Annotated in this window: 16 protein-coding genes and 17 tRNA genes; 6 read left to right on the top strand and 27 right to left on the bottom strand. The window is 30.4% G+C overall.

Annotation, left to right across the window (positions count from 1 at the left end):
• Positions 1–128: 128 nt before the first annotated feature.
• Positions 129–1,145 (bottom strand): LacI family DNA-binding transcriptional regulator, encoded by a 1,017-nt coding sequence (locus ACSIGC_RS02180; protein WP_442266542.1) that lies wholly within the window; start codon positions 1,143–1,145, stop codon positions 129–131.
• Between the two features lie 287 nt (positions 1,146–1,432).
• Between ACSIGC_RS02180 and ACSIGC_RS02185 the strand changes: the two genes are divergently transcribed.
• The 5 genes from ACSIGC_RS02185 to ACSIGC_RS02205 all read left to right on the top strand — a co-directional run bounded on the left by ACSIGC_RS02185 (position 1,433) and on the right by ACSIGC_RS02205 (position 11,625).
• A complete protein-coding gene (locus tag ACSIGC_RS02185) occupies positions 1,433–4,345 on the top strand; it encodes a SusC/RagA family TonB-linked outer membrane protein (protein WP_442266543.1) in 2,913 nt (970 codons plus the stop codon).
• 9 nt (positions 4,346–4,354) lie between these two features.
• Positions 4,355–5,959: a RagB/SusD family nutrient uptake outer membrane protein gene (locus tag ACSIGC_RS02190; RefSeq protein WP_442266544.1), complete on the top strand. Its 1,605-nt coding sequence runs from the start codon at positions 4,355–4,357 to the stop codon at positions 5,957–5,959.
• 15 nt (positions 5,960–5,974) lie between these two features.
• Positions 5,975–7,069, top strand: coding sequence for a SusE domain-containing protein (locus ACSIGC_RS02195; protein ID WP_442266545.1), 1,095 nt, complete (start codon positions 5,975–5,977; stop codon positions 7,067–7,069).
• A 17-nt stretch (positions 7,070–7,086) separates the two neighbouring features.
• Entirely contained in the window at positions 7,087–8,769 is a 1,683-nt protein-coding gene (locus ACSIGC_RS02200) for a SusE domain-containing protein (protein ID WP_442266546.1), read from the top strand.
• Positions 8,770–8,850: 81 nt separating this feature from the next.
• Positions 8,851–11,625, top strand: coding sequence for an alpha-amylase family glycosyl hydrolase (locus tag ACSIGC_RS02205; protein ID WP_442266547.1), 2,775 nt, complete (start codon positions 8,851–8,853; stop codon positions 11,623–11,625).
• A gap of 47 nt (positions 11,626–11,672) precedes the next feature.
• On the opposite strand, the gene ACSIGC_RS02210 is transcribed toward ACSIGC_RS02205, so the two are convergent.
• The 18 genes from ACSIGC_RS02210 to ACSIGC_RS02295 all read right to left on the bottom strand — a co-directional run bounded on the left by ACSIGC_RS02210 (position 11,673) and on the right by ACSIGC_RS02295 (position 16,344).
• On the bottom strand, positions 11,673–12,773 hold the full coding sequence (locus tag ACSIGC_RS02210) for a slipin family protein (protein WP_442266548.1): 1,101 nt from the start codon (positions 12,771–12,773) through the stop codon (positions 11,673–11,675).
• Positions 12,774–13,226: 453 nt separating this feature from the next.
• Positions 13,227–13,304 (bottom strand) — tRNA-Phe (locus tag ACSIGC_RS02215).
• A 564-nt stretch (positions 13,305–13,868) separates the two neighbouring features.
• Complete coding sequence (locus tag ACSIGC_RS02220) at positions 13,869–14,354, bottom strand: ribonuclease H-like YkuK family protein (RefSeq protein WP_442266549.1); 486 nt, start codon at positions 14,352–14,354, stop codon at positions 13,869–13,871.
• A gap of 27 nt (positions 14,355–14,381) precedes the next feature.
• Positions 14,382–14,454 (bottom strand) — tRNA-Phe (locus tag ACSIGC_RS02225).
• 79 nt (positions 14,455–14,533) lie between these two features.
• A tRNA-His gene (locus ACSIGC_RS02230) sits at positions 14,534–14,607 on the bottom strand.
• 6 nt (positions 14,608–14,613) lie between these two features.
• Positions 14,614–14,685: transfer RNA gene (locus tag ACSIGC_RS02235), tRNA-Gln, on the bottom strand.
• Between the two features lie 6 nt (positions 14,686–14,691).
• Positions 14,692–14,765: transfer RNA gene (locus ACSIGC_RS02240), tRNA-Leu, on the bottom strand.
• Between the two features lie 97 nt (positions 14,766–14,862).
• Positions 14,863–14,935: transfer RNA gene (locus ACSIGC_RS02245), tRNA-Asn, on the bottom strand.
• 88 nt (positions 14,936–15,023) lie between these two features.
• Positions 15,024–15,096 (bottom strand) — tRNA-Pro (locus ACSIGC_RS02250).
• A 6-nt stretch (positions 15,097–15,102) separates the two neighbouring features.
• A tRNA-Asp gene (locus tag ACSIGC_RS02255) sits at positions 15,103–15,175 on the bottom strand.
• 77 nt (positions 15,176–15,252) lie between these two features.
• Positions 15,253–15,326 (bottom strand) — tRNA-Leu (locus ACSIGC_RS02260).
• 6 nt (positions 15,327–15,332) lie between these two features.
• Positions 15,333–15,404, bottom strand: a tRNA-Arg gene (locus ACSIGC_RS02265).
• A gap of 85 nt (positions 15,405–15,489) precedes the next feature.
• Positions 15,490–15,561, bottom strand: a tRNA-Gly gene (locus ACSIGC_RS02270).
• A gap of 78 nt (positions 15,562–15,639) precedes the next feature.
• Positions 15,640–15,722, bottom strand: a tRNA-Tyr gene (locus tag ACSIGC_RS02275).
• A 28-nt stretch (positions 15,723–15,750) separates the two neighbouring features.
• Positions 15,751–15,824: transfer RNA gene (locus tag ACSIGC_RS02280), tRNA-Cys, on the bottom strand.
• Positions 15,825–15,890: 66 nt separating this feature from the next.
• Positions 15,891–15,962 (bottom strand) — tRNA-Glu (locus ACSIGC_RS02285).
• 8 nt (positions 15,963–15,970) lie between these two features.
• A tRNA-Ser gene (locus tag ACSIGC_RS02290) sits at positions 15,971–16,058 on the bottom strand.
• Positions 16,059–16,131: 73 nt separating this feature from the next.
• Entirely contained in the window at positions 16,132–16,344 is a 213-nt protein-coding gene (locus ACSIGC_RS02295; protein ID WP_442266550.1) for a hypothetical protein, read from the bottom strand.
• Positions 16,345–16,989: 645 nt separating this feature from the next.
• Here ACSIGC_RS02295 and ACSIGC_RS02300 point away from each other — a divergent pair.
• Positions 16,990–17,562 carry a phosphatase PAP2 family protein gene (locus ACSIGC_RS02300; protein ID WP_442266551.1) on the top strand — a complete coding sequence of 191 codons (573 nt, stop codon included), beginning with the start codon at positions 16,990–16,992 and terminating at the stop codon, positions 17,560–17,562.
• Positions 17,563–17,615: 53 nt separating this feature from the next.
• Here the strand turns inward: ACSIGC_RS02300 and ACSIGC_RS02305 are convergent, their stop codons facing one another.
• The 8 genes from ACSIGC_RS02305 to ACSIGC_RS02340 form a co-directional block, all read right to left on the bottom strand.
• On the bottom strand, positions 17,616–18,167 hold the full coding sequence (locus tag ACSIGC_RS02305; RefSeq protein WP_442266552.1) for an exonuclease domain-containing protein: 552 nt from the start codon (positions 18,165–18,167) through the stop codon (positions 17,616–17,618).
• A complete protein-coding gene (locus ACSIGC_RS02310; RefSeq protein ID WP_442266553.1) occupies positions 18,148–20,043 on the bottom strand; it encodes a hypothetical protein in 1,896 nt (631 codons plus the stop codon). The genes ACSIGC_RS02305 and ACSIGC_RS02310 overlap by 20 nt, the downstream gene beginning before the upstream one ends.
• Positions 20,044–20,248: 205 nt before the next feature.
• Positions 20,249–20,369, bottom strand: a tRNA-OTHER gene (locus tag ACSIGC_RS02315).
• Between the two features lie 72 nt (positions 20,370–20,441).
• Positions 20,442–20,559, bottom strand: a tRNA-OTHER gene (locus ACSIGC_RS02320).
• 216 nt (positions 20,560–20,775) lie between these two features.
• Positions 20,776–21,087, bottom strand: a complete 312-nt coding sequence (locus tag ACSIGC_RS02325) for a hypothetical protein (RefSeq protein WP_442266554.1) — start codon at positions 21,085–21,087, stop codon at positions 20,776–20,778.
• Between the two features lie 27 nt (positions 21,088–21,114).
• Entirely contained in the window at positions 21,115–21,666 is a 552-nt protein-coding gene (locus tag ACSIGC_RS02330; RefSeq protein ID WP_442266555.1) for a tetratricopeptide repeat protein, read from the bottom strand.
• 165 nt (positions 21,667–21,831) lie between these two features.
• Positions 21,832–22,524: a peptide chain release factor H gene (prfH, locus tag ACSIGC_RS02335; RefSeq protein WP_442266556.1), complete on the bottom strand. Its 693-nt coding sequence runs from the start codon at positions 22,522–22,524 to the stop codon at positions 21,832–21,834.
• A gap of 143 nt (positions 22,525–22,667) precedes the next feature.
• Positions 22,668–23,294 carry a hypothetical protein gene (locus ACSIGC_RS02340; RefSeq protein ID WP_442266557.1) on the bottom strand — a complete coding sequence of 209 codons (627 nt, stop codon included), beginning with the start codon at positions 23,292–23,294 and terminating at the stop codon, positions 22,668–22,670.
• Positions 23,295–23,415 lie beyond the last annotated feature (121 nt).

The raw sequence follows: 23,415 nt of genomic DNA on the forward strand, positions 1-23,415 counted from the left end.
AAAGTATTGTTAGTTATATACTACGATAAGCGCTAGACTTATCATTCTTTTTTTGCGGAAGTAAGATTATTGATAAGTCTTATTGTGTTGTAAATATATAAATTTTATTTACATAGAAAATAAATAAATTAAGATTTACTAGATTCTCTTAGTTTTAAATTACTAGAAATTACCTTAGTTTGAGGAAACCTATCATTATCTTTATTTTCTATTCTGTCTATTAATAATTCTGCAGCTTGCTCACCCATAGTATATCCATGTTGCACAACAGTTGTTATTGATGGTGATGAATACTTAGAAATTAAACCATCTGTAAATCCAATAACAGATATATCGTTTGGAATGTTTAATTTCAATTCTTTAGCTATTTTAATTGCAGTTGCTGCATAAATTTCATTTACTGCAAAAATGGCATCTAATTTTTCTTCAAAAAGTATTTTTATTTGATCATAAATATCTTTTTCTTCATCTACATTAATAATCAAATTTTTATTTATCGATATATTTTGTTCTTTTAAAGCTCTTTCATAACCTTGATAGCGATCTAATCCAACAGTTACATGTTCTGGTGTAGTTATAATACCTATTTTTTCACAACCAATACCAATTAAATATTTTGTTGCTTTATAGCCTGCTCCAATATCATCTACAATTACTTTATCGCACTCAATAGAATCATGAACTCTATCAAATAAAACTATTGGCATTTCATTTTCTATTAAACGATAAAAATGATCTAAAGCTTTATTTCTCAATGTCTCTTTAGCTATAGAAACAATTAGTCCATCTACACTACCATTTGTTAATACATTAATTGTTTCAATTTCTTTTTGCTGATTTTCATTAGAAAAACAAACCATAATATTATACCCTCTTTCATTTGCTACTTTTTCAATCCCACTAATAACAGTTGAAAAAAAATGATGTACGATTTTTGGTAAAACAATACCAATAACTTTAGTTTTTTGATTTCTTAATTGTAGAGCTAAATTATTTGGTCTATAATTATAATAATTTGCATAAGCTTTAATTCTATCTTTTGTTTCTTGACTAATTTCATGACTATCTCTTAAAGCCTTTGAAACAGTGGAAGTTGAAACACCTAATTCTTTAGCAATTATCTTAATGGTAATTTTTGGTTTCATATTTTAAAGATATAATGATATATGTAGAAGATAATTATTAAAATGATTTTTAACTCCTTTAATTACAATTAAACTTACTTTATTTTACAAAACTGACAAAAAAAATGTGTTATATTATTAATACGTTAACTTAAAGTTAAAAAGTTATCAACACGAAAACGGTTTCGTAGGAATAATCATTAACAGAGCGTCATTTTAATACCTATATTCACAACGCGGAACAAAGATTATTGATAACAAACTAATTCAAATTTACGTATTTACTTAAGATTTTTTACATGAAAAAAATGAAACTAATTTTCAGTTTATTTCTGTTATGTTTTTCTCTATTAAGTTATGCACAACAAACAGTAAAAGGTACAGTTACCGAACAAGGAACTGGAGAGCCTTTACCAGGTGTATCTATCTTAATAAAAGGAAAGGTAAGAGGTACTGAAACAGATTTTAATGGTAATTATGAGATTAAAGATGTGAAAGCATCCGACATCTTAGTTTTCACATTTATAGGTATGAAAACTACCGAAATAAAAGTAGGCAATCAAACTTCTATTAATTTACAATTAGAAGAAGATGGTCAAATACTAGATGAGGTTGTTGTAGTTGGATACGGTACTACCACTGTAAAAGATGCCACAGGTTCTGTTGAAGCTATAACAGAAAAACAATTTACAAAAGGTAACATAGTTACTCCTGAAAATTTACTTAATGGTCGAGTTTCTGGAGTAAGCATTAATACTAGTGGAGCACCAGGTTCTGGTTCTCAAATTAGAATTCGTGGAGGTTCTTCTATTAACGCTTCTAATGATCCTTTAATCATTATTGATGGATTACCAATTTCTAATGATGGTGTTGATGGTTCTCGTGGTGTTTTAGCTAATATTAACCCTAATGACATTGAGTCTTTCTCTGTATTAAAAGATGCTTCTGCAACTGCAATTTATGGTTCACGAGCTTCTAATGGAGTTATAATTATTACTACTAAAAAAGGTAAATCTTCTTGGTCTTTAGATTTTGACACTCAAGTTACTACTGGTAAAATTAATGATAGAATTAATGTATTTTCTGCAGATGAATTTAGAAATTTAGTAAATTCTCAACCAATACCAGGAACTACTTTAGATACTAGTTTATTAGGAACAGCAAATACAGATTGGCAAAATGAAATTTTTAGAAACACAGTTTCTACAATTCATAACTTAACAGCTAGAGGAACAATTTACGATTTAGTCCCAATTCGTTTATCTGTTGGATTTAATGACCAAGAAGGAGCATTATTAACTTCTGATTTTACAAGAAGAAATGTATCCATGGCTTTAAGTCCTTCTTTGTTTAGTGATCATTTAAAAATTAACTTAAATTATAGTAGAGCTTTTGAAAACAGTAGATTCGCTGATTCAGGACAAATTGGTGCTGCTTTACGTTATGATCCTACTCAACCCGTTTTTGATAGAAATTCTCCTTTTGGTGGTTTTTATCAGCATTTATCAGGAACTGGAGTTGCTAACGGAACAACAAACCCTGTTGCTTCTTTGTTACAAAGAACTAATGTTGGAAAGTCTTTTAGACAGTATGGTAATTTACAGTTTGATTATAAATTACATTTTTTACCAGAATTAAGAACTGTTGTTAACTTAGGTTACGATAGAATTCAAGCAAGTAGAAAAGATTTTACATCTTTAAGTGTACCAAGAGCATCTAATGCAACAGTTATTGGTAATGATTTTGAATCTGAACAATTAAGAATAAACAAGTTATTAGATGGTTACTTAAATTACAACACTAAATTTAGTGATCAAATCTCTGGAGATTTCACAGCGGGTTATTCATATCAAAAATTTGAATTTAATGGTAGTGATACTGGTAACAGAAGAGATCCTGACTCTAACCCTCAAACGTTTGCGGATCCAGATGTAGTTTTAATTGGTTTCTTTGGTAGAGCTAACTTCAACTTCTTAGATAAATACTTATTAACTTTAAACTACAGACGTGATGGTACCTCTCGTTTTTCTTCAAAAAACAGATGGGGTAACTTCCCTGGAGCTGCTTTAGCTTGGAAAATTAGTGAAGAAGACTTTTTAAAAGATTCTAAATTTGTTTCTAGTTTAAAATTAAGAGCGAGTTATGGTATTACTGGTCAACAAGCAATTACAGAAAAAGATGTTTTCTTAAATCGATACAGATCTGGTAACGAAAATTCTCAATATTTATTTGGAGGAGTACCAATTTCTACAAATATTCCTTCAGCAATCAACGAAGATATAAAGTGGGAAGAAACAGCTACTATCGAATTTGGTATCGACTATGGTTTATTTAATAATAAAGTAACAGGATCTATTAGTGCATTCCAAAAGAATTCAACAGATTTACTTTTTGATGCTCCTACTCCATTAAACTTTACAAATAGAATTATTCAAAACGTTGGTGAATTACAAATTAGAGGTTTAGAATTTTCTATAAACTCAAACGTTATAAACAACACTGACTTTAGTTTAGATTTCAATTTCAACGGTACATTATTCGATAGAGAAATTAAAGACTTAGTTTCTGGTTTCGAATTCCAAACTGGAGGGATTTCTGGTGGTACTGGATCAGATATACAAATCAACAGAGTTGGTGAAGCTCCAAGAGCATTTTATGTTTTAAAGCAATTAACTGATAGTAATGGTAATCCAATTGAAGGTTCTTATTTAGATATTAACGGAGATGGAATTATTAATAGTAGTGATAGATATTTAAGAGAAAGTCCAGACCCAGATGTAATTTTAGGCTTTCAAAGTAACTTAAACTACAAAAATTTCGATCTTTCTTTTAATTTAAGAGCAAACATAGGTAACTATGCTTACAACAACGTAAATTCTTCTAGAGCTCAATTAAACTTATTAAGAGATAATGCTGTTTTAGGTAATATTCCTACTTCAGTATTAAACACAAATTTTATAAATACAGCAGATGTACTTTTATCTGATTATTTTGTTGAGAACGCATCATTCTTAAGAATGGATAACATTACAATAGGATATACTTTTAATAGACCTATTAAGAAGTTTTCTAAAAATAGTATTAGAATATGGACAGGTATGCAAAATGTATTTACATGGACAAATTATTCAGGTTTAGATCCTGAGGTGTTTGATGGAATAGATAATATTATTTATCCAAGATCAAGAAATATCTTATTCGGAGCCAATATTAAATTCTAAAAAGAAAAAATGAATATCAAAGACAATATTAAGAAGGTATTATTTTTTGCCGTGATTACATTATTTATGTTATCATGTACAGAAGATTTAAATATTATACCAAATGATGATCAAACAACTTTAAGTGAAGAGTTATTTGAAAATGAAAGTGCTTATAAAGAAGTTTTAGCAGGTATTTATGCAAACTTTTCTTTAACCGGCACTGATGGTCCTACCACATCTAATTTAGATGGTATAGATCCAGGTACAAGTCAATACGGACGTACTTTATTATATCTACAAACATTAACAGCAGATCAAATGATTTGGTCTTATGAAAATGATCAAGGTGTTGCAGAAATCCAACGTAATACTTGGACTCCTCAAAATCCTATCGTTTTAGGAATGTTTGAAAGAGCTAGAGCTTCAGTTGGTTTTGTTAATAATTTTTTAAATGAAACAACTCCTGAAAAATTAGATGCAAGAAATGTATCAAATGATACACGTCAGGAAATAGTTACTTACAGAGCAGAAGCTAGATTAGTTAGAGCATTAGCATATTATCATTTAATGGATTTATATGGAAAAGCTCCTTTCGCAGATGAAAATTCTGAAATCAATTCAAAACCTCAAGAAGCTTCTAGAAGTGAATTATTCACTTTTATCGAAAGTGAATTAAAAGCAATTGAATCAGATTTGAAAGATCCTAGACAAAATGAATATGGTAGAGTTGATAAAGCTGTTGCTTGGACAGTTTTAGCGAAAATTTATTTAAATGCTGAAATTTATATTGGTAGTGATCGTTATTCCGATTGTATTGAATACTGTAATAAAATTTTAAATAGTGGTTATACTTTAGCTCCTAATTACTTAGATTTATTTAAAGCAGACAACGATCAAGGTACAGCTAGAAATGAAATTATTTTTGCTTTTGTTTCAGACGGATCATTTGTTCAAAATTTCGGTCCTACTACTGTTATGATTAATGGTTCTGTTGGAAGTATCGAAAAAAATGGTGTTGATCTTGGTGTTACTACCGAAGGTTGGGGTGGTGCTTTACGTGTAAGAAAACAATTTGCAGACTTATTCAATGGAGGAGCATTTATTACAGATACTAGAAATACTTTAATAACAGCTGAAAGACCAATTACTATTACAGATATTGCAGATCGTGATACTGGTTATATTATAGCTAAATATTCTAATGTTAGCTCTGGAGGAATTGCTGGTGGTAATCAAACTTTTGTTGATACAGATTTCCCTTTATTTAGATTAGCTGATGTAAATTTAATGTATGCAGAAGCTGTATTAAGAGGAGGTTCAGGAGGTTCTATTGGTGAAGCGGTTACTTTAGTAAATCAATTAAGAACAAGAGCTAATAACCCTCAAGCAATTACAGTTACAGATCTTACTTTAGACTTCATTTTAGATGAAAGATCTAGAGAATTACATTGGGAAGCTCACAGAAGACAAGATTTAATCCGTTTCGGACGTTTTACTGGAGGAAATTACAATTGGGCTTGGAAAGGAAATGCTACAAACGGTATTGCTATAGCTAATCATTTAGATTTATTTCCAATACCAGCAAGTAGTTTAGCTTCAAATCCTAATTTAACGCAAAACTCAGGTTATTAACAATTACGATATCAAATGAAAAATAATTTTATATATAAACTTTCTTCATTAATCTTATTGATTTTTATTGGTATAGGTTGTGATGATAATGCAGAAACTTTTACAGTTTCAGATGGTACTGCCCCTACTCTAACGAGTATAGGTTTTAGCGAAATTGAACTAGATGCAGTAAACACAAATAATCCAGCAGTAACTTTTAGTTGGCAAAGTGCCGATTATGGTCAACAAACTGCTGTTGTATATGATATTGAGTTTGCTAATGATCAAGATTTTACTAATCCTGTAATAGCATCTTCAGTAACTGGTGAAAATGCTGTAACATTTTCAATGGGAGAGTTAAATTCTGCTGCTGGTAATGCAGGTTTAAATCCTTTTGAATGGTCAGATTTATATGTTAGAGTAGTTTCTTCTTTAGGAACACAGAGATCTAACAAAGCTAATTCTAATTCACTTTCACTAAAAGTATTTCCATACTTCAACTATGTATTCAACGACTATTTCTTAGTTGGTGACGGTACGGCACCAGGTTGGGATAATAACAATAATAATCCGGCTTTATTTAGAGATGCTAGCGATGAAAACTTATTTAAGTATACTGGATATTTCAGTAACGGACAGTTTAAAGTTTTAGAAACAAAAGGTTTATGGCAACCACAGTGGGGTACAAATGATGGTACTTCAATTGAAGTAAATCCTGGTGGTGGAGATGATCCTGAAAGATTTCCAACAGCAGGCGCAGCAAATATTACTCCTGGATTCTATACTTTTACCATCAATTTTGCTACTCAAAATTTTTCTTTCGAAGCTTTTGATGCAAATGGAATTACTAGTCCTAGCTCTTTAGCTGTACAAGGATCTTCCTTAGATGCTCCTGTTGCATTAACTCCATTAACTTTTGATGGTCATATTTGGAATGCATCTGCAGTAAGATTAAAGCCAGGAGATGTACAATTTTTAGCAAATGGTACAGATACTTGGGGAAGCGATACTTCTTTTTCAGGAATAGCAACTAATGGAGGCGCTAACATTCCTGTAATAGTAGAAGATGATTACGATATCTGGTTTAACGATTTAACTGGTGAGTATATTCTTGTTCCATTGAATTTATAATTAATAGAAGTATTACAATGAAATCAATAATAAATAAAATATTTTTCGCAGTAGTTGCATCAGCTATGCTTTTGTTAACTTCATGTGAATCAGAAGACAATATAAATATTACAACACCTGATCCTACTTTTGAATTAGATACACCTGGGATCTCAAATGTGTTTTTAAATTATTCTTTACCTGATAATCCAGCATTTACAATTACTTGGAAAGATGATGTAACTTCAGCTACTTCTTACAGTATTGAAATGGCAACTGAAAATACTTTTGCTACTCCTGTAGCATTAGGCACTACTTCAGAGAAATCATTTTCAATGACTGTAACTGAATTAAATCAAGCAATTAATAATGCAGGGATAACTGAATTTAATGATATTCCTGTATTTATGAGAGTTAAAGCAGGAGAACAAGTGAGTAATAGTGTACTATTTTTAGTAACAACTTATCCTGTAAATGCTCCAACTTTAGAAAGTGGACTTGCTGATGGAGATTCATTCACTCTATCATTAGATATGAATGATCAAAATGCATTCGCACTAGTAATTAATGATCCTATTTTAGATGCTAATTTAGGAGTTACTGTTGAATACTTTTTAGAAGCTGCTGCGGTAGGTACAGATTTTGCAACTGTTGAAGAATTAGGAACTAGTACAGATAGTGCTAACATTAATATAACTCATGCTAAATTAAATGCTGTAGCTCAAGCTTTAGGAATTGCACCTGATACAACTGGTGATATAGAAATTCGTTTACGTTCTGTAATTACTAACGGTACAGGTGATACATTAGAAAGAATTGGTACTCCAATAACAGTTACTGTAAGTACTTATTTAACAGTATTAGATTTATCTACTACTTGGGGAATTGTTGGTTCAGCGGCTAACAATTGGGGAGCAACTCCTGATTTACCTTTCTTTAAAACTGATGTAGACGGTGTTTTAGCTGCTTATGTTACATTAATCGATGGTGAAATCAAATTTAGAGAAAATAATGATTGGGCTGTAAATTATGGAGATACTGGTGCTGATGGTTCTATAGAATTAAACGGTGATAACATTGCTGTAACTGCAGGTTCATATAAAGTTACTTTAAACTTTAATGACAACACATATGCTATCGAAGCTTTCTCTTTAGGAATTGTAGGTTCTGCATACAATAATTGGGGAGCAACTCCAGATTTTATGTTAGAATACGACCAATATTCTGATGTATTTAGAGGAATTGTTACTTTGTTAGATGGTGAAATGAAGTTAAGAATGAATAACGATTGGGCTGTAAATTATGGAGATACTGGTGCAGATGGTTCTATAGAATTAAACGGTGATAATATCACTGTTACTGCAGGTATTTATATAGTTACTGTAAATTTAAACGATAATAGTTATTCTTTAGAACAAATAACAAATGTATGGGGACTTGTAGGTTCGGCTTTCAATAATTGGGGAGCTACTCCAGATGCTCAATTCACAAGGGATTGGTCTAGACCATTCGATGATGTTTGGATCTTAAGAGACGTAGAGTTATTAGATGGAGAATTTAAATTTAGAGCTAATAATGCTTGGGATATTAATTATGGTGATACTGGAGGAGATGGTACATTAGAAGTAAATGGTGATAACTTAACTGCTTCAGCAGGAACTTACACTATTACATTAGATTTTTCTGATGCTGCAAATCCAACATATACGATTCAACCTTAATAATTTAAGACAGATGTAATACAAAAACTATCCATAAACTTTTATAGTTGATGGATGGTTTTTGCTTTTTAATTATACCTTATGAAGAAAATAGTACTTTTTTTAATCCTTTGTATTCATGTTTCATTATTTGCACAACAACAAAATGTCACATTTTCTGCTTCCCCCACTACTTTTAATGAAGATGAAGAGATTACAATTACTGTTACTAATGTAAATCCTGCTACGTGGGGAGTAACAGATATTTATTTATGGGCTTGGTCTTTCGATACCAATGATGAAAATATCATGGATTCTCCAACAAACGGAACTTGGACGAACTCTAATGAAGCTCAAAAATTAACCAATAACGGTGATGGAAGTTATTCAATAAGCTTCACTCCTACCTCTTTTTATAATAGAACAGGAATTGGAAGAATTGGAATGCTTGTAAAAGCTAAAGATGGTAGTGGAGATAAAAAATCTCAAGATCAAGTATTTGAAGTTGGGAAGTTTCAGTTAACGTTAACTTCTCCTAGCTCTTCTCCTACTATTGTTAATTCAGGAGATAACGTAACAATATCAGCTACAGCTAGTTTAAACTCAAACTTTAATTTAAAAGCTAATGGTACTTCTATAAATACTCAAAATAATAGTACTAATTACAACTTTACTACAACTGTAACAGCTACGACAGATTTTGAGTTAGAAGCTGTAAACGGGGCTGATACAAAAACAGCTAACTTTCAAATTATTGTAAAACCTACAGTTGTTGAAGAAAGTCTTCCTACTGGAATAAAAGATGGATTAACTTTAAATCCAACAGATAATACAAAAGCTACTTTAGTTTTATATGCTCCTGGAAAAGAGTTTGTTCATGTTATTGGAGATTTTAATAATTGGACACTAAATGATTCTTATTTATTAAAAAAAGACACAGCTAATGATCGTTTTTGGATTGAATTAACAGGTTTAACTCCACAAACCAATCATATGTATCAGTTTTTAATTGATGGATCTTTACGTGTAGCAGATCCTTACTCTACTGTTGTTTTAACTGAAAGTAACGATCAGTTTATAAATGCTACTACTTATCCTGATTTACCAGCATATCCGACAGGAAAAACCAATCATGCTGTTACATTGTTAAGAACTGGAGATACTCCATATGCTTGGGAAGTAACCAATTTTAATCGTCCTGCTAAAACTGATTTGGTAATATATGAGGTTTTATTACGTGATTTTGATCAATTACATAGTTTCGATGCTTTAAAAGCTAGATTAGATTATATTCAAGATTTAGGTGTAAATGCTATTGAATTAATGCCTATTAGTGAATTCGATGGAAATGAATCTTGGGGATACAATCCTTCATTTCATATGGCCTTAGATAAATATTATGGAACTCAAAATGCTTTTAAACAATTAGTTGACGAATGCCATAAAAGAGGTATTGCTGTAATCTTAGATGTTGTATATAATCATGCAACGGGTCAGAATCCTTTCTATAGAATGTGGAATACTGATAATGGAAATTATGGTGGGAAAGCTTCTGCTGATAGTCCTTTTTTTAATGCTACAGCTAAACATTCATTTAATGTTTTTAATGATTTTAACCACAGTAAACAAGCTACTAAAGATTATGTAAAACGTACTACTCAATTTTGGATTGAAGAATATAATATTGATGGTTTCAGGTGGGATTTAACCAAAGGTTTTACACAGAATTGTTCTGGATCTGATGATGCTTGTACAAATGCAATGCAAGCAGACAGAGTTGCTGTTTTAAAAGAATATGCAGATTATCAATGGGATATCGATCCTGATTTTTATATAATTTTTGAACATCTAGGAACCAACCAAGAAGAATCGGAATGGGTAAATTATCGTTTATCTGAAGGAAAAGGAATTATGATGTGGAGCAATTTAAATTCAAATTATAATGAAACTACAATGGGCTTCCATTCTAGTGGAAAATCTGACTTTTCTTGGATTGATTATAGAAATAGAGGTTGGTCTGTGCCTGCTAATATTGCCTATATGGAAAGCCATGATGAGCAACGATTAATGTATAAAAATTTACAATTTGGAAATTCTAATAGCACTTACAATGTAAAGGATTTAGCAACTGCTTTAAATAGAATTACAAGCGCAGGAGCATTTTATTTTACTGTTCCAGGACCAAAAATGATTTGGCAATTTGGTGAATTAGGCTACGATGTAGATATCGATTTTAATGGTAGAACAGGAAATAAACCAATTCGTTGGGAATATGCAGACGAAGCGAATAGAAAAGCTATTTACGATGTTTGGGCAAAACTAATTGCTTTAAAAAAGCAAGAAGATATTTTTAGAACTTCTGATTTTACTTTAGATGTAAATAACTCTAATGGTTTAAAGAAAATTCAATTAACGAATGATAATACTTCTGACGATTTGAGATACGTTACAATTATTGGAAACTTTGGAATTACAGCTCAGGCAATTAATCCTTCATTTCAACAAGCAGGAACTTGGTACGATTTATTAGATGAAACTAAAACTTTAAATGTAACTAATACTACTGCAACTTTGGCTTTACAACCAGGAGAATTTAGAATTTTTGGTAGTTCTGCTGTAACATTATCTAATGAAGATATTGAGAATAATGAAGACGTTTTACGTGTATTTCCAAATCCATCAAGAGACTTTATTTCTATTAACAAAGAGGTTTCAGATGTAAAAATTTATGATATTTCTGGAAAACAAGTTTTATACTTTAAAGGAAAATACAATAAGAATCATACTTTCTCTTTACAACAATTATCACAAGGATTGTATTTTATTAAAGGGAAAAACAACAATAATTTGTTTTCTTATAAATTGCTAGTCAAATAAAAGTTCCATTAAACATTTTAAAACCGTTCTTTTCAGAACGGTTTTTTTTATTTATTTACAGCAAATATTTCTTTTAACTGTTTTACCATATTCCCATTTCCAGAAACAGAGATTTCACCAATTTTATCAGCAATTTTTTCTACATATTCCATTTCTTTCAATTTATACAGCATTTCATTTTCTTCCATTAATTTAGCTGTATTCAGTAAACTTCTTGTAGAAGCTGTTTCTTCTCTACGAGTAATAATATTAGCTTGTGCTTTCTTTTGTGCAACTAAAACCTGATTCATAATTTCTTTCATGTCTCCAGGTAAAATAATATCTCTAATTCCACAGTCTAAGATTTTTACACCAAGCTTTTTAGCTACTTCAACAGAAGCTTCTAAAACAACTTTAGAAACGTCTTCTTTGTTTTCTAATAATTCATCTAAAGAATATTGCCCAACATATTTTCTTAATGCTAATTGCATAGCAACATACAATTGTTTTTCATAATCTTTATTCTCTAGTAAAGCTTTTTCAATATCAGTAACTTTATAATTCGTGTAAAAGTTGATTCTAATATTTGCTTTGTCCTTAGTTAATAATTCCTGACCAGCAATTTCTATTTGTAACTGACGCATATCTACTTTGCTTATCTTTACTGAAGTATTATTTCTCCAGAATCTATAAGTTCCACCTGATAGTGTTTTTGTATACACATCATCTACAAGTAAAACAGCTTTTTCATAAGAAAATACTTCAAAAGCTCTTACATACTTAGCTAGTTCATAATTTGAAAATAATGATTTGTCTATGTGTTCTGTAATATAAATTTTACTAGTATCTACTTTCTGAAATGTTCTATATATTAATCCTTTCCAGAATAAATATCTACCTGCAGAAAGTACAGATTTAAAGTTTTCATTTTCATACACTAATACTAACTCATTATCTTTAACTTCAACTACATCTAGTAAATCTACTAAAGCTTCATCTTTCAGTAAGATTTCTGTAGCTACAGTAGTACGAAATTGATGCGATAAGTCGTAAATCATTACACTTTGATTAAACCCTAACCAGTGTACTCCTTCAGTAATTACTTTTTGGTAGTTCCCATTTTTGAAAACTAAGCCAACTTTTCCTAAGTGAATTCTTACTCTTTTCATTTTCCTTTTTTATTTAATTATGAGTCATTACGAACAAAGTGAAGTAATCTATTTAAAAGATTTCTGCTTTCATTTTCCTTCGGAATGATTATGCTTAACTTTTATAAAAGAAGTATTGCTAATGCTCTTTAATACACGGTTATTTGAATCTATTTAAAATATCTGTATATTGTTTTTTAAAGTGGATCAATTACTTCATAAATAATCAACTGACTTTAAAAAAGTTTATACTTCCGTTTAAATTCAAAACAGATAACAAGTACATCTCATGAGTGTTGACTGAACAACTCATTACCAATACTTCAGTTTTTTATCAGTTTTAAAAGATGATGAGCTTTAACCTACATTAACAGTGTAGTGCTCTAGCCAACTGAGCTATAGAACTGCGTAAGTTCTAACAGGATTCGAACCTGTGCAAACAAAAACCAGCGAGATTCATAATCTCGAGTTTAAGACCGGATTCGAACCGGCTTACCTTTCGGCTTTCCATTTTAACCAGATTTTCAGTCTAGCGCGTTTACCTATTTCGCCATATTTCCTTTTGTGGAAATAGTGGGATTCGAACCCACACTAATTAACTCTATCGTTCTAACCTAACTAAACTACATAAACCCTAAGTTTATGGCGGGATTCGAACCCGCGACCTATAGAATGAGATTATTTTTTGGTGAATAATCAAAACCTTCAAGTCAAGTTGCACATACATTACTGATACAAAACTGCAAGAATGCATACAATAGTGCTACACTGAAACACCCAACAAGACTCGCTTGATATTTTTATGTTATTATCGTTTATTCCCTGAGGCTCTCAAAGGGAACTACAATTATTAATATTTATTTTCAATGAACTTTCTTTTCTATTAGGCCTCACCATACTCCTTGTTATAGTGAGGCTTTACTTTTTCTTTTCAATATTTCCCCCTCTTATAGGTTTCTTTTTCATAATTACACTGCAAATATTACATCACATTGCGCACTGTTTTTGCGTAATTAAATTAATTGTCTTTTTTTTGACTTTTTCAACTCTAATCTGCCAAATTTATTTCAGCAACTTATAATTCATAAAAATTTTAAATATGAAATGAGCTATATTTTAAACAACCTTATCTGCACAAGATGAACTTGCAAATGCGTAAGGTTTTGCTTTAAATTCAAATCCCATACCTAGAATATATCCCATAGCATCTTTTAATGCGACATTAGATTGAAATTTAGGATCCGTATTAATATCCGCGTGAACCTCTAAAGCAACATTGTATTTATCTAAAATATTACAAATTGCATAGGCTGTTTCAACAGACATTGTAACTTCTTTAAGCATTCTTTCTTTAATACTAATCTGTTTAGTTCCTTTTAGGTTTCTCATAAACATAAATCCACCTTTTCCTTCTCTTAAAACTACAATAGCAGTAGCATATTCAATATGTGACTTATGTGCTTGTGAATCTGATCCTACACAAATTTTTAAATTGTATCCTTCACTTTGTTCTCTTACAATTGCTTTTTCAATAAGTGTAGTTATTGATTCACTGAACTCTTTACCACTAAAATTTCTCCATTTTTGTTTTACATTTTTCATTTTTCATTCATTTTGCATTTTATTTAGTGGAACAAACAGGATTTGAACCTGTATCTTCGGATTTTCAGTCCGACGCATTGACCAGCTTTGCTATTGTTCCTTTTTCAATGATCAGTTATCAGTAACAATTATCATTTTACTTATTGATTACTGATAACTATTAATTGTTCATTGAATTTTGGGGTGATCTCGGGATTCGAACCCTGTTCTTCTCATTCACAGTGAGATATTTTACCACATAAACTAAAACCACCATTTGTAAACCTGACAGGATTTGAACCTATACAACAAGAGTCAAAGTCTTGTATGCTAACCATTACATCACAGGTTTAATTTGTACAGGAAAAGAGATTCGAACTCTCAAAATTCAGATTCTAAATCTGACGCGTATACCAGTTCCGCCATTCCTGCATTTTCAATGATTAGTTATCTGTAAACAATTATCATTTTTTTTCTTACTGATCACTGATAATTGTAAATTGATTACTGTTTACTTATCATTGTTTTGCTGAGGCATTGGGATTCGAACCCAAGACTTCCGTGTTAACAGCACGATACTCTACCAGCTGAGTTATACCTCAATTTTGGTGACTTTAATGTTAATATTTAACAGCCAATTAATTTCTTTAACGCTAAGTCACCATACACACACCTTCTTTCTAGGTTTAGTCTAGAGAGCAGGATTCGAACCTACAACCTCCTGCATCCAAAGCAGGTAAACTACCAATTGTTATACCTCTAGTTATAGCGGTTCATACGAGAATCGAACTCGTATCTCCCGAGAGACAGTCGGGAAGGTTAACCATTAACCACAATGAACCTTTTTTTCAGTGATTAGTTATCAATTAACAATGATCAATTTCTTTATTAATCATTGTTCGCTATTCACTGAACATTGTACTCCACCTTGGATTCGAACCAAGAATTCACACGGCTTAAACGTGATGCCTTTACCATTTTGGCCAGTGGAGCAAATTGTACATCTACTAAGACTCGAACTTAGACTTAGAGATTCGTAATCTCTTGTGCTATCCTTTACACCATAGATGCTTGTTCGCACGTTTATAAGGATTCTAACCTTAACCCTGAGTTTTGGAGACTCAGATGCTACCATTACACTATAAACGTATTTTTGAGCATCTATCGAGACTCGAACTCGAAACTGAAGATTGGAAGTCTACTATGTTACCAATTACACTACAGATGCATTTTCAATTATCAGTAAACAACTATCAGTTTTAATTACCCTATAATAATTGTTAATTGATTAATGTTTACTTGTTAGTGGAAGTAGTAGGACTCGAACCTACAAGCTCCGAAGAGACCAGATTTACAGTCTGGCGAGCCAACCAATTGCTCAATACTTCCTTTTCAATATTTCAATGATCTTCAATCGAGACAAGGATGAGATTCGAACTCACAAAAAACAGAGTTGCAGTCTGTCGCCTTTAACCATTCAGCCACCTTGTCAATTTCAAATAAACAGTTATCAATTTTTAACTAATGAGTTATTACTGTTCACTGTTAATTAATCTGTACTCTGTAAGGGAATCGAACCCTTATTTCCTGATAGAAAGTCAGGCGTACTTGCCGTTATACGAACAGAGTTTTTTTTGCGGAAGAGGTGGGATTCGAACCCACACGAGTCGTTAACTCCGAACGGTTTTCAAGACCGTGGCCACCACCAAATTGGCTTGCTCTTCCAAATTTTCATAGCATAAAAAAAGCATCTCACTTTGATAAGGAGATGCTTTTAATCTTTTTAAATGAATGTATATCACAATATACTTTCATAATCTATCTCCTTTTTATAACTAAAATCTAAATCCGATCCACTAAACAGTGAGCCGCATTCCGGTAAACGGAATCCTAAATGATTGGCTGTATTATGTTGTGGATATTGTTTCATGTTATTTTTATTAATTGTATTATACTGAACTAATGTATAGTTGTTCTTTATTGAAATTATATGTTGTTCAGTTTGATACATTTTTATTATTTATTCTTTTTATATTTTGTTTTGTCTTGTTGTTTTTGACACTGCAAATATGGAACACTTTTTTTAACTACACAAGAAAAAATGAATTTATTTTATTGATTATCAATTATTTACACTTAAATTCAAACAATAAAAATCCTGTCCGTTTTTAAACGGATACTTTACTTGTTTACAAAAGTCTGTCTCTCAATTGTTTTCAGTTTTTTATACTTTTATTTTTATTTTCTTTAGTCTAACATTTTCTTTCAATTTTTTTCATAAAAAAAGCGCCCAATTTTCATTGGACGCTATAGTATTTGTATTTATTATTCTTTATTTCATTCAAAATAACTCTTGAAATTTGTATACATAGCATCCTTTTTCGCCTAATCCAGGACGAAAATCATAAGCACAAAGCTCTGATTGATTGCTGATATGTATACTTATTGTTTTCATTTGTAGTGCAATATTAGTTCATTTTTTGAAAATGACTAAAGATTTCATCATTTTTTTATTGATTTCACCTCATATTTTACTTTAAAAAGATATAATACAAAGCTGTTTTTTAAGTTATTAATCAAATAAACATATCTTTTAATATATAAAATTGTATTTTAAGGTGCTTATTTTTACTTAATAAAACCCCGAAAACCCTTTATGACTAGAAAAGTATTCTTTAAATTGAGTCTAATTTTAGTATTTCTATCTGGAAATAGTACTATTCAATCACAAGCTCCATTAAATTCTTCTCAACAATTTCATAAAACTAGTGGAGATGTTTTGGTGGGATTATTACCAGCAATTGCTTTAACTTCTACATTTATTTGGCAAGATGAACAAAAAGGAACTTTACAGTTTACAAAATCATTCATAAGTACTGTAGCAGTTACTTCATTATTAAAACTAATCATAGATAAAGAACGTCCTAACGGAGAAAGCTTAAATAGTTTTCCTTCAGGGCATACATCTATATCATTTGCTAGTGCTACTTTTATTCAAAAAAGATATGGTTGGAAATATGGTATTCCTGCATATGTTCTTGCTAGTTATGTAGGCTTTTCTAGAATAGAAGCTAAAAAACATGATGGCTGGGATGTTTTGGCTGGAGCTGCAATTGGTTATGGTTTTAGTTATTTATTTACTAAACCGTATGATAAAAATGCACAAATACAAATAACATCTGGTATGTTAGATGATACTCCAACGTTTGGATTTAGGTATACTTTTTAAACAAAAAAAATCTTTAAGTAAATAAATACTTAAAGATTTTAAACTAATTTAAACTATTTGTTTCTTAAACACCAATGCAAAATTTTTGCAATGTTCTTTGCATCATCTACACCTCTATGATGAGTTCCTTCCAAAGGAATATCCAAAATATGTAAAGCTCCTTTCATACCAACTTTTCGTCTTAAATCTTTTACCTCTGAAAAAAGTACTTTTACGTTAATATGCTCTTGTGATAAAGGATATTCAACACCTCGTTTTTCACACTGATTTTGAATCATTTTTAAATCATATGCTCCATAACTTGCCCAAACATATTCTTTAGAATTATATTTCTCTCTAATTTCTTGACAAGCTTCTTCAAATGAAATACCTTCTTTATCCAATAAACCTTGAGTAATTGTAGTTAATTCCGTGCAAAACGGACTAACTTCAGAGCGTTCTGGCTTTACTAAAATTCCTTTATTTCTGGATATTTCACCTGTTTCAGTATCTAATTCACAAATACCGAATTCAATAATTTCGCTTGTTTTTCCTGGTGGTATCTTACCATTCCAACAAGTAGCTTCTATATCTATTACTATTATTTTATTTCTTTTTAATTTCATTTTCATTAAATATTTTGATAAAACTATCTTTTTCTAGTACATCTAAAGAAAAATCATAAGTTGCTTCTTCCTTATCTGTAACTACTGCTCCACCTAATAAATCAACAATAGTTTCAAAAGTTAGTGGATTGTTCCATTGTTGGTATAAAGCTTTAGTAGCCAAATCAGAAATCTCAGAATTACCAGAAACTCTTGCATGACCAGCTCCAAAGTTTAATAAAACAAAAGACTGTCTATTTTCTTCAGGTAGAATCATACCTAAAATAGTTTGTTTTTGCACAGAACTACATTTTATATCTGCAAAAACCTTATTCGGATTCATCATATAATCATATTTTACTTCATCTCCTTTACCTATAACTATTTTATAAATACAATCTTGTCGACCAGAGTATACATTATTGTTTACTAAAGTTGGTACATTTAATCCTTTATTAGCATACAAATATTCAACTGCCCCATTTGGTGCATCCGTTATATCTCCTGAATACATTAAACTTCCTTCACCTTGTTTACAACTAGCATTCCACCCTACTTTACCTCCAATGTTAATACCAGATAAATCTAAATCATGAGCTCCCCATTTATTTTCCCAATACACACCAATAGCTAACTTTTCTCCATAAAATTTTGTTCCTGTTGGAATATTACCAACATACATTTTTTCTGAAGTTGGTAAAGCATAAGAAATATCATTTGGAACATAAACTTTTTGATCAGATAAATTAAATCTACTCTTTAAGTAATTTAATAAGAAATCATAATTTTTACTACTTATATAAGTTGTATCTCCTGAATAAACTTCAGAGATTGAAGTAATTTCTTTTTGTTTTTTCGCAAAACCAAACTTATGTTTTAGAGAAGTTAATAAAGCTCCGTAATCATTTTCTGTAACATGAGTTGGAGCACCAGATTTTACCCAAGATTTTCCATTTCTAACACGATACAAAAAAGTGTTTTGTCCATTCTTTCTGATATAACAAGCATTTAAAGCTTTAAATAAAGCAAATGGAGTTGCATTGTTTAACCAGTGAATATCTTTATCTGCTAACAAAGAATGTGTTACTTCATTTAATGGATTTGATACTAATGGTTTGTGATATTGTTTAGATAATTTACTAATCTTATTAATTATTTTTGGCGCTCTATTTTTAAAAGCTAAAAACAAAGGTTTAAATCTATTGAAAATCTCAGCTAATCTTTCCAATCCAAATCTATTAAACGCCATTGTAGGATCGTAAGTACTGTTTTTAATAGCTTCGATTAATTCATCATTTTTAATTAGTAAAGTTGTATTAGTAGTTCTATAGATAATATATCTAAAAAACTCGACAACATTATCTGGGTAAACTTGATATAAGTCTGCAATTTTTACAATTGCTTCTTTATTTTTAATTTGATCTTTACCTGTAAAATTGTAATTTAATTCTTCAACTAAAATTGATAAAATATCATCTATAGTTTCTTCTTTTAAAGCAATACCTGATTGTAATAACGACAAACATTTTTCTGTCATTTCTTCAACTGTATATGCCTTAATTACTTTATAAACTAATTTTAAACCTGGAACATCTAAAACTTCTGAAGGAATATAAATCTCACTTGTAAAATTACTTCCATAGGTAGAAATGTAATGTTGTATTTGCTCAACAAATAATTCAAATCGTGTACTCGACTTAATTTTATCCCAAGATTTGTGGAATGTTTTATTTAAATCATTTCCATTTAATCGTTCACGAGCATAAAATCCTTCAATTTTATTTTTTGCCCAAAGTGCATTTTTTTCAATAATAAATCCTTTATTAGATACATAAGGAGTTTTATTAGCTTCTGATTCTTTTGCTATTACAGCATTAAATAATTTTAATGTTTTCATTTTTCATATCATTTATAAGTGAGGTGTATTTAATGGAATATATAGGAACACCTTTTACCTATTTTATTTTAAAAAAAGACGAAGAGTAAAAAACCAATCGTGTATGGAATCGAACCATGAATAGGAACTCTTTTTGTCTTTAATAATCAACGAGAAGTATTTTTCTTTTAAGGATAAATTTATAGGAACTTCTTTTGTCGATTTGTGACTCAGACAGGACTTGAACCTGCAACCTCTAGAACCAAAGTTTCTAGGAACTATTTATGCTTTTTTAATAGCGAACAGTATAACAAATCTAGTGCTCTATCCAATTGAGCTACTGAGTCTGGTAATACTAACGGAAAGTAATATTTAGGTGACAGCTAATGTTAAATAGGAACTTTCTTAGTCAGTATTTGTAGCTCGGGCAGGAATCGAACCTGCGACACACAGTCTGGATCTTTTTCATAGGAACTATTGTTGCTTTTTCATAGCGAATAGTATTTTTCTGTTGCTCTACCGCTGAGCTACCGAACTATATTATGATGTTAATGAACTTTTAATTTTGCCTCATCATACTCCTCGTTATGATGAGGCTTTTTTCTTTTTCAATCTTCCCCCTCTTCTTTTCAATTTCATAGATTTTCTATTTCTTTTTCAGTAAGCAACTTGATTAAATATTGCTCTTTTTCATAATTACACTGCAAATATTGAGGTGAATTACGCATTGTTTTTGCGTAATAAAAAATAATGTTATTTATTTTCATAAATTTTATCTCTACGATCAATCTCAGCTAACGGACTTCCTTTAAATGTATCAATATTTATAAAGCCATTCGCCTCAGTAATTAAAGATTCAGAAGGTTTTACAGCTCCTCTCCTAACATTTCCATAATCGCCAGTGAGCTTTTTAGTAGCTGGATCTAAATCTCCCCATAACTTATCAGGTTTTCCTTGATCTATAGGCTCTACATAATATGTGATTCCAGTTACTTTAGACTGAACAATAAATCTTCCTGAATTATCCGTGCCTTTTAAAAATCTTTTTAAAACTTCTCTTCTCATTTTTTATTTTTTGATGATTAAACTCAGTTACTTCTTTTTCTTGTTTTTCTTTGCTTTAGCTTCTTTTTTCTTTTCTTTCTTTTTAGTCTTTTTCTTTTTCCGTGGAACTTTATCTTTAATCCTATCTTTATGCTGATCAATTGTATACATAAAACTATCATTATACGTATGAATTTTTGCCTCTTTTAAGAAGTCTAATGCCTTTTGATAAGATCTTTTTTGTTCATAAAGTCTTGCTTTACTTACATATAAAACCGCTTTGTCTGAACCTTTAATTTTTAAAGCAAAATCTATTAATTTTTCAGCTTCATCTAAATCTTCATTCCATAATAGAACATTAACATAATGCGGATAAATATGAAACGCATTAATATCTTCAGCTAAAGCTTCAGCAAAATAACTTTTCGCCTTTTCATAATCATATAAACTCTCAGCATAAATGCGTGCAAGCAAGCCTAACACCATAGTGTTTTTTTCATCATAAGCTAAAGCATAAGTTAAAGCTTCCATAGCTTCTTCTAAATCATATGGATATGCATCTAATGCTTTAAATATGTAATTATTCGTTAGTGTTTTCATTTTGTTTTCATTTTTTGTCACTTCAAGTGAAAGTATTCGGAATAAAATGAAGAATACTTTTATATCGAGAAGTTCTCGATACTATTTTTATTTCGATTTCGTATGCCTCCATCTTCATAAAAATCACTCGAACTGACAATTCTTTAAATTTTTAATCTTAGATTATTATAATTCTCTACGCAAATCATTTTTTAATTGATTACGTTTTAATTTATAGTTTTTCTTTTTCTGTTTTTGAATTTTAAAATCAATTCCAGTAAAAATCTTTACTGGATTTCCTCTTTCTATATTCAAATGATTTTCCCATTCTTGTTGTACCGATTGCTGTAATTGCTCAATATTACTTGCTACCACACGCTCTTTTAATCGTTGTATTGCTATCTTTTTATTTTGATGCTGTGATCTATTTTCTGATACCAATACTTGAATTCCTGTTGGAATATGTTTTGCTCTAATCGCAGAACTTACTTTATTTACATGTTGTCCTCCAGGACCAGAACTTCGTAGGGCTTGAAATGCTATTTGCTTTTCATCTACAGTAATTTTGTTATTGATTTTTAATTCAAAACAACCGATAAACCAGTTTTTACGTTTGTGATGTTTTCTGAATGTTGATGTTCCAATCCATTGAATAGTACCTAACCATTCTTTTAAAAATGAAGTCAAACTTTTACCTTCAATTTGAATCGTAACCGATTGAACAGTTCCATTTTGATTCCCATTTTCTTTTTGAAGAATCGTATAATCAAACTTATTTTCTTCTAATTTTTTAATGAACGTTTTTAATATTTTAGCAACTACCCAAGTACATTCTGCAGGACCACGACCTGCGGTAAATTGAATTGTTTTTGTTTCCATGTTATTTTCTTATTGTCAGTTCGAGTGATTTTGATCGAGTGAAATGAGATTCAAATTTTATCGAGAATCTACCAAACTCTTCTCGATACAAAAGCATTCTTTATTTCATTTTGAATACTTTCACTCGAAGTGACAAAGTGCCTTTAAGGCATTTTTGATAACAATGGATTGCCTATTGGATTTTTCCCTTCTGATACTAATTTTATTGCGGTTTTTACTGCCCAACATTTATCACTTGAATGAATGTTTGAATAAAAACTTAATAACGTTTCTGGCTGAACTACTTGCCAACCATTAACTTCTGTTGTTGCTATGGTTTTAGATTCAAAGAAATCGATTGTGACTCTAATTTCTCTTCCTGTTGGTAACCATTCTATTTTTTCGTATCGTCTAAAATTCTCTTGACTAGGCATATGATCGTAACGAGTCCAAACTTTTTCAAATCCTTCATCCAATAAAATTTGCATTACAATTCCTATATTTTTAGGATTCACAAAAATGTCTATATCCTTATGATCATGTGCATGTTTGTATTCCTTATGATTCATTTCTGACATAAAATGCCAAGCCCAGCCTCCAGAAATAACAATCCATTGTTTTAATTTTTCTAATATTTTTAAGCCTAATTCTATACGGTAATCAGGCCATAATTCTCCGTATCTTTTTGTGTTATGTTTTGCTCCCATAGTTTCTAGCTTTATGCTATTAGCTATTAGCCATTGGCTCTTTACTTTTAGCTGTTTGTTTTTTTGAAATATTTTATTAAACATTCTTAGTTATACTAATGTCAGTTCGAGTTATTTTATGAATGAAAATGAAGTAAAATTGTATCGAGAACAATTCGATTACTTCTCGATATAAAATTATTCTCCATACCATTTCAAATAATTT

Origin of the sequence: Tenacibaculum aquaeponti (genome assembly GCF_052084715.1) — a bacterium.
Lineage (GTDB): Bacteria > Bacteroidota > Bacteroidia > Flavobacteriales > Flavobacteriaceae > Polaribacter.